This is a genomic window from Streptomyces sp. NPDC047917 (genome assembly GCF_043204345.1).
Classification (GTDB): Bacteria; Actinomycetota; Actinomycetes; order Streptomycetales; family Streptomycetaceae; genus Streptomyces; species Streptomyces sanglieri.
The window spans coordinates 470,552-477,415 of record NZ_JBIDCA010000005.1; the positions used below are offsets into that span (position 1 = coordinate 470,552).

Sequence of the window (6,864 nt, forward strand, 5' to 3'; positions counted from 1 at the left end):
CCGCCGGTCCGGGACCCGGACACCACCCGCCGACGCGCCCTGCGCGCATTCGGACGGGCATGCGACCCCGTGCAACGGTGCCCCTGCCGCGCGCGACTGCGCCTTTGCCGGCCGCCTTCCTACCCTCCTTGCGAACTCGGGCATTCCGGGGGTCTGTCGGGGGCAAGAGCCTCCCACCAGTTGCGCCGACTCGGGGAGGGGCACGTGCTCAGCACGGCACACCACGCGGACGTCGTCATCATCGGGGCCGGGATCGCCGGCCTGTCAGCCGCCCACCGGCTGACCAGTGCAGGGGTAAGCGTCAGCGTCCTGGAGGCCGGCCCCCGGGTCGGCGGCCGGATGACCACCACCGATCTGGACGGCTTCCGGCTGGACCACCTCGGCCCACTGCTCAGCACCTCCTACCCGGCCCTGCACACGACACCGGGCCTCGAAGGGCTGGTGCTGCGCAACTTCGCCCCGGGGGTCCTCGTGCACAGCGAGGGCCGCCTGTACCGGACCGGCGATGTGCGGGGCGCGCGGGGCGCGTTCAAGGCAGCGCGCGCCCTGGCAAGCGCCCCCCGTCCACCGATGGGCGGGCCCATCGACCAGGCCCGGCTGCGCGCCGCTCTGTCCCGGCTCGCCGCCACCCCGTCCGCCCGCATCCTGGCCCGGCCCGAACAGACCGCGCTCGCCGGCCTGTCCCACCGCGGCCTGCCCTCCCGTACGGTCAACGGCTTCCTGCGCCCGCTGCTCACCGCGCTGCTCAGCGACCCCGGACTCGGCACCTCCAGCCGGTGCGCCGATCTGGCGCTGCGGGGCTACGCCCGCGGCAGGCTGTGCGTGCCCGAAGGCGGCGCGGCGACGCTGCCCGAACTCCTCGCGGCGTCGCTGCCGCCCGGCACCGTACGCACCGGGGTGCACGTCACGGCCGCCGACATCACCTCGGTCCGCACCAAGGAGCACGGCGAACTGGGCTGCCGTTCCCTGCTGCTGGCGACCGGTGCGGGTGCCGCCGCCGAACTGCTGCCCGGTCTGCGGGTGCCGCCCTTCCACCGCGTGACGGTCGTTCACCACACCGCTCCCGCTCCCCCGCCGACCGGTGCCGCCCTGCTGCTGGACGCCGCCCGCTCGGGCCCGGTCGCGCACACCGCGGTGATGAGCGCGGTCGACCCCTCGCGCGCTCCTCGGGGCCGTACGCTGATCAGCTCCACGGTGCTCGGCACCCCGCCGCCCGATCTGGACCGCACGGTCCGCGCCCAGCTGGCCGCCATGTACGGCACTCCCACGGACGACTGGGAGCTGCTGGCCGCCCACCACGACCCGGAGGCGGTCCCCGCGATGCCGGCCCCGCACGATCCGCGCCGTCCGGTGCGGCTGCTGGCCGGCCTGTACGTGTGCGGTGACCATCGCGACACGAGCACGGTCCAGGGCGCCCTGTTCTCGGGCCGCCGCGCGGCCGAGGCGATCCTCACCGACCTGGGGGTACGGCCGGGGACCGGAACGACGCTGCCCGAGGCGGCGTAGCGCCCGTCCGGCGGTCCGGGGCGCGTCCTGACTCCGGAGGGGCCCGGCGCGCCCCGGGGCGCGCCGGTGGCCGCCCCGGGCTCAGCCCAGCGCGGCGACCCGGTCGCGGTAGCCGCGCACCGCGGCGGCGTCCCGGTACGGCTCCAGACGCCGCTCGAAGTCCCGTACGTACTCCGCCGCCCGCACCGACCGCATCTCCGCGGCCTGCTGCGCGGCCTCGGCGCCGAGCGCGCAGGCCTGGTCGAGCTCGCCGAGCCCGAGCCGGGCGGAGGCCAGCACCACCCGGCAGAACAGCCGGCTGCGGGCGTACGCCGGGGAGCGCAGCTGGAGGGAGCGCTCCGCGTGCTGCGCCGCGGCCCGGTACTGCTGGAGGTCCCGGTGGCAGTGTCCGAACTCGTCGGCGAGCTGGGCCTCGTCGAAGTAGCGCGCCCAGTGCGGCACCTCGTCACCCGGGCGGGCGATCTCCAGCGCGTGTTCCGCCCGCGCCAGCGAGGTGGTGCAGGGCCTGGCCTCGCCGAGCACCCCGTGGCCGCGCGCCTCGACGGCGTGCAGCAGGGCCTGGACGACGGGCGGCGCCGAGGAGCCGATGCCCTGCTGGGCCACCCGGGCCAGCTGTACGGCCTCCCTGCCGTGGCCGAGGTAGACCGCCTGCCGGCTCATCGTGATCAGGACATAGCTGCCGTACGCGCGGTCCCCGGCGGCCTGGGCCAGCCGCAGTGCCTGGACGAAGTACCGCTGGGCCAGACCGTGGGCCGCGATGTCGTACGAGGTCCAGCCCGCCAGCCGGGTCAGGTCGGCGGCGGCGGAGAAGAGCCGGCGCCCGGTGGCCTCCCCGTAGGTGCCGCGGAGCATGGGTTCCGTCTCGTGCTCCAGGTACCGGACGAGCGCCTGGCGGGCGTGGCCGCCGCCGTAGGCGTTGTCGAGGGTCCGGAAGAGCTCGCCGACCGAGCGCAGGGCCGCGACGTCGCCGCCGCTGACCCGCTGGCCGGCGGTGCGTTCGGACTGCCGCTGCCGCGGGACGCCGGGGGTGCCCGGCAGCCCCGCTCCCGGTGGGGCCGGAGCCGTCGGAGCGGTGGGGGATCCCGGTGGTGCGGAGGGTCCGGACGGCCTGGAGGGCGCGGGCCCGCGGGCGCCGGCCCGGGCGCCCGCACCGATCGCCCCGGCTCCGCCGTGCGGCCCGTACGGGCCGCCGCGCGCTCCGCCGGGGACACCGGACCGCGCGGCGCCGATGTTCTCGGCGGCCCCCGCCTCCCCGCCGGCCCCGGCGGCTCCGGCTGCTCTTCCGGCCCCGTCGGCCCGGTGGTCCCCGCCGGTCCCGCCGTGCGTCCGGGTCGCGGGCTCGCCGCCCCGCCCCACCCACTCGTCGGCCCGGCCGATCAGCCAGTCCCGGCTGGGGACGACGAGCCCGGCCGGGGTGAAGGCGATCTTGCGCAGCTCCGCATGGCTGCCCGAGTCCTTCCGCCACAGCCCGCTGACGATGTCGACCGCCTCCGCGGGCGTGGCCGCGAACTCCAGGCCCGCGTAGACCGGGGCACATGCGTCGAGACCCAGGTCCTGGGCGGAGAGGCGGCGCCCGAGCCGCCGGGTGAAGACCTCGGCGATCAGCGCGGGAGTGGTCCCCCGGGGCTGCTGGCCGCGCAGCCAGCGGGTCACGGAGGTCTTGTCGTACCGCAGGTCGAGGCCGTGCTCCAGGCCGAGCTGGTCCACCCTGCGGGCGAGGCCGGCGTTGGAGAAACCGGCCTCGGTGATGAGCGAGGCGAGTCGGCGGTTGGGGGTGCGCTGCGGAGGTCGATCCGACATCAGCTGTACGGTCTCCTGCCTTCGGGGCCGGGCGGGCAGCCCTTATGGAACGGCGTGAATTTAGCGGCCTCCGCAGCAGTCACAGACACCATCGCTTCACTTTCATCCGATCGTGTGAGGATTGAGGTCGGCGCTGACGGGAAGACCTGCCGGGCCACCGCCCGAGGGCCGGTCGTACAGTGGCCCGGGGCGTGATTTCAGTGCATGGTGACGCGGCTCCGGGCACCCCGGCTCCCGGCACCACGAGTAGGGAGGCATCTGTCGTGGCTGAGCTTCGGTTCGTCCGGCTGGGATTCGGCGAGGAAGCCGTCGACTACCAGGAGGCCTGGCAGAAGCAGCGCGAGGTGCACGCGGCCAGGTTCGAGGACACCGTCCCCGACACCTGCCTGCTGCTGGAGCACCCGCCGGTCTACACGGCCGGTCGGCGCACGACCGACAGCGAACGGCCGCTGGACGGCACTCCCGTCATCGACGTGGACCGCGGCGGCAAGATCACCTGGCACGGCCCCGGCCAGCTGGTCGGCTACCCGATCCAGAAGCTGCCCCGCCCGGTGGACGTCGTCGCGCACGTGCGCCGGCTGGAGGACGCGCTGATCCGTACCGCCGCCGAGTTCGGCGTGGAGACCTCCCGGGTCGAGGGCCGCAGCGGTGTCTGGGTGCTCGGCGATCCGGTCGAGGAACGCCCGTCGATCGGTGGGCTCTCCCTCGACTTCGACCCGCGGCTGCACGACGAGGAGTTCGACGCCCGGCTGAACGGCCCCGAGTACGCCCCGTCCAACGCCGGCCAGCGCCGCGAGGACCGCAAGCTGGCGGCGATCGGCATCCGGGTCGCCAAGGGCGTGACCATGCACGGCTTCTCCTTCAACGTGAACCCGGACAACACCTGGTTCGACCGGATCGTGCCGTGCGGCATCCGGGACGCGGGCGTCACCTCGCTGGCGTACGAGCTGGGCCGCGACATCACCATCGCGGACGTGCTCCCGGTCGTCGAGAAGCACCTCCGGGACGTCCTGGAGAACGCGGAGCTCGCCCCGCGAGCCGTCGGGCGGCCGGCCGATGCCGTGGCCACGGCGTGACGTACGGATCATCCGGCGGGGAATAGGCCCTGCCGGCCACAGGTTGGCCAGACGTAAAGCCGTTTGAACCACGGGCGTACCCTGGTGTTCGCCGAAGAATCCAATGCAGTGAAAGCAAAGGGGAGTGCCGGAGTGTCCGCTGTCGCACCCGACGGGCGCAAGATGCTGCGCCTTGAGGTCCGGAACAGCCAGACCCCCATCGAGCGCAAGCCCGAGTGGATCAAAACCCGGGCGAAGATGGGCCCCGAGTACAACCAGCTGCAGAAACTCGTGAAGAGCGAGGGTCTGCACACGGTGTGCCAGGAGGCCGGCTGCCCCAACATCTTCGAGTGCTGGGAGGACCGCGAGGCCACCTTCCTCATCGGGGGTGACCAATGCACCCGGCGCTGTGACTTCTGCCAGATCGACACGGGCAAGCCGCAGGCGCTGGACCGGGACGAGCCCCGCCGCGTCGGCGAGTCCGTCGTCACGATGGACCTGAACTACGCCACCATCACCGGCGTCGCCCGCGACGACCTGGAGGACGGCGGTGCCTGGCTGTACGCGGAGACCGTGCGCCAGATCCACGCGCTGACGGCGGAGCGGGAGGCGGGCCGCACCAAGGTCGAGCTGCTGATCCCCGACTTCAACGCGGTTCCCGAGCAGCTCGCCGAGGTCTTCTCCTCGCGCCCCGAGGTGCTCGCGCACAACGTCGAGACGGTGCCGCGGATCTTCAAGCGGATCCGTCCCGGTTTCCGTTACGAGCGCTCCCTGGAGGTCATCACGAAGGCCCGCGAGGCCGGGCTGGTGACCAAGTCCAACCTGATCCTCGGCATGGGCGAGACCCGTGAAGAGGTCAGCGAGGCGCTCCAGGACCTGTACGACGCGGGTTGCGAGCTCATCACGATCACGCAGTACCTGCGGCCGTCCGTGCGCCACCACCCGGTCGAGCGCTGGGTGAAGCCGCAGGAGTTCGTGGAGCTGAAGGACGAGGCCGACGCGATCGGCTACTCCGGCGTGATGTCCGGGCCGCTGGTCCGTTCCTCGTACCGCGCGGGCCGGCTTTTCCAGCAGGCGATCGAGCGTCGCGGCGCGGTCGCCGCGGCGCCCACCGTGTGAATCCGAGCACAAGAAGCTACCGACAGGTAACCGCTGTTCCGACGCGGCCCGTACGCTCCCCGCAGGTCGGGGGCGCGTATGGGCCGTCTCGGCGTGCGCGGCGCCCGTATCAAGGTTTCATTGGTGTTTGACCGACCGGTCATGCGCTGGTAACACCGAGCAGTGACGCTGGGTGCACACGACGCGGTGGCCGGCAGCAGCCGTCCGGGCCGCTGCCGCTCCCGCGCCCCGCCCCCAGCGCCCGCCACCCGCTTCCGCGCAACGCAGTCCCGGGCAGTTCGCTCCGGGCAGCTGAGTCCACGCAGCTCAGTCCGCACATCCGCTCCGAGGAGATTTCCACGATGCAGGCCGTGCCGGTACGCGCCACCGCCATCCCTTCCGTCACCGATGCCCTCCGTGCCGTCGAGTCGCTGTTCCTGGGCAGCGGCCAGCGCACCGCCCGCCGCAACGCCTGGAACGCCGTCCTGGAGGACCGCCGCCGGGCCAAGGACCGGGTGGAGGCCGAGTACGTACTGGAGGCCGCGGCCGACCACCGTTCCTAGGCCACGTAAACTTCTGTACATGGCGAGGAAGGCAAAAACTGAAGGCGCGGACAGCGCCGAGAACGCGGGGCGGCTCAAGCAGATCGCCCTGACCTACAAGATGGCCAAGCGGTCCGACCCGAAGGTCGGTCTTGTCGTCGCGGGCGTGGGAATTGTCACCTTCGGTGTCCTCCTCGGGGTCGGCTTCCTGATCGACCACCCGGTCTACCTGGGCATCCTGGGCTTCGTACTGGCCCTCCTCGCGATGGCGATCGTCTTCGGACGGCGTGCCGAGCGTGCCGCCTTCGGGCAGATGGAGGGGCAGCCCGGCGCCGCGGCGGCGGTGCTGGACCGCGTGGGCCGCGGCTGGACGACGACGCCCGCGGTCGCGATGAACCGCAGCCAGGACGTCGTCCACCGCGCCGTGGGCAAGGCGGGCATCGTGCTGGTCGGCGAGGGCAACGCGAACCGCGTGAAGCTGCTGCTCGCGGCCGAGAAGAAGAAGATGGCGCGCATCCTGGTGGACGTACCGGTGCACGACATCATCGTCGGCAATGACGAGGGCCAGGTGCCGCTGAAGAAGGTGCGCACCAAGATGCTGAAGCTGCCGCGGGTGCTCACCGGCCCGCAGGTGACGGCCGCCAACGACCGGCTGCGCGCGATGGGTGACCTGATGAGCAACATGCCGCTGCCCAAGGGCCCCATGCCGAAGGGCATGCGGATGCCGCGCGGCGGAAAGATGCGCTGACGCCGGCGGGGGGGGGGGGGGGGGGGGGGGGGGGGGGGGGGGGGGGGGGGGGGGCGCCGGCCCGGGCGCCCCGCCGCCGGCGCCAGGGGGCGCGCCCCGGCCCCCCACCCCCCGC

General features: G+C 73.4%; 6 protein-coding genes. 5 read left to right on the plus strand and 1 reads right to left on the minus strand.

Features of this window, described 5'->3' with window-relative positions; translation table 11 throughout:
* The first annotated feature begins 204 nt into the window (after nt 1-204).
* On the plus strand, nt 205-1,506 hold the full coding sequence (locus tag ACGF8B_RS14910; protein ID WP_392738122.1) for an NAD(P)/FAD-dependent oxidoreductase: 1,302 nt from the start codon (nt 205-207) through the stop codon (nt 1,504-1,506).
* An 81-nt stretch (nt 1,507-1,587) separates the two neighbouring features.
* Here the strand turns inward: ACGF8B_RS14910 and ACGF8B_RS14915 are convergent, their stop codons facing one another.
* A complete protein-coding gene (locus ACGF8B_RS14915) occupies nt 1,588-3,306 on the minus strand; it encodes a regulator (RefSeq protein ID WP_392738125.1) in 1,719 nt (572 codons plus the stop codon).
* 263 nt (nt 3,307-3,569) lie between these two features.
* Between ACGF8B_RS14915 and lipB the strand changes: the two genes are divergently transcribed.
* From lipB to ACGF8B_RS14935, 4 genes are all read left to right on the plus strand, one after another.
* Nucleotides 3,570-4,382 (plus strand): lipoyl(octanoyl) transferase LipB, encoded by an 813-nt coding sequence (gene lipB / locus ACGF8B_RS14920; protein ID WP_392738128.1) that lies wholly within the window; start codon nt 3,570-3,572, stop codon nt 4,380-4,382.
* 132 nt (nt 4,383-4,514) lie between these two features.
* On the plus strand, nt 4,515-5,480 hold the full coding sequence (lipA, locus tag ACGF8B_RS14925) for a lipoyl synthase (protein WP_384772534.1): 966 nt from the start codon (nt 4,515-4,517) through the stop codon (nt 5,478-5,480).
* A gap of 341 nt (nt 5,481-5,821) precedes the next feature.
* The gene (locus tag ACGF8B_RS14930) at nt 5,822-6,022 is read left to right on the plus strand and encodes a hypothetical protein (protein ID WP_124718078.1); all 201 of its coding nucleotides are present in this window, start codon (nt 5,822-5,824) and stop codon (nt 6,020-6,022) included.
* Between the two features lie 19 nt (nt 6,023-6,041).
* Nucleotides 6,042-6,749 carry a DUF4191 domain-containing protein gene (locus tag ACGF8B_RS14935; RefSeq protein WP_124718077.1) on the plus strand — a complete coding sequence of 236 codons (708 nt, stop codon included), beginning with the start codon at nt 6,042-6,044 and terminating at the stop codon, nt 6,747-6,749.
* The last annotated feature ends 115 nt before the right edge of the window (nt 6,750-6,864 follow it).

What these genes read in the sequence shown, in the direction of transcription:
- ACGF8B_RS14935 (WP_124718077.1), top strand. Translation starts at nt 6,042, where the DNA reads ATGGCGAGGAAGGCAAAAACTGAAGGCGCGGACAGCGCCGAGAACGCG.
- ACGF8B_RS14930 (WP_124718078.1), top strand. Translation starts at nt 5,822, where the DNA reads ATGCAGGCCGTGCCGGTACGCGCCACCGCCATCCCTTCCGTCACCGAT.
- ACGF8B_RS14915 (WP_392738125.1), bottom strand. Translation starts at nt 3,306, where the DNA reads ATGTCGGATCGACCTCCGCAGCGCACCCCCAACCGCCGACTCGCCTCG.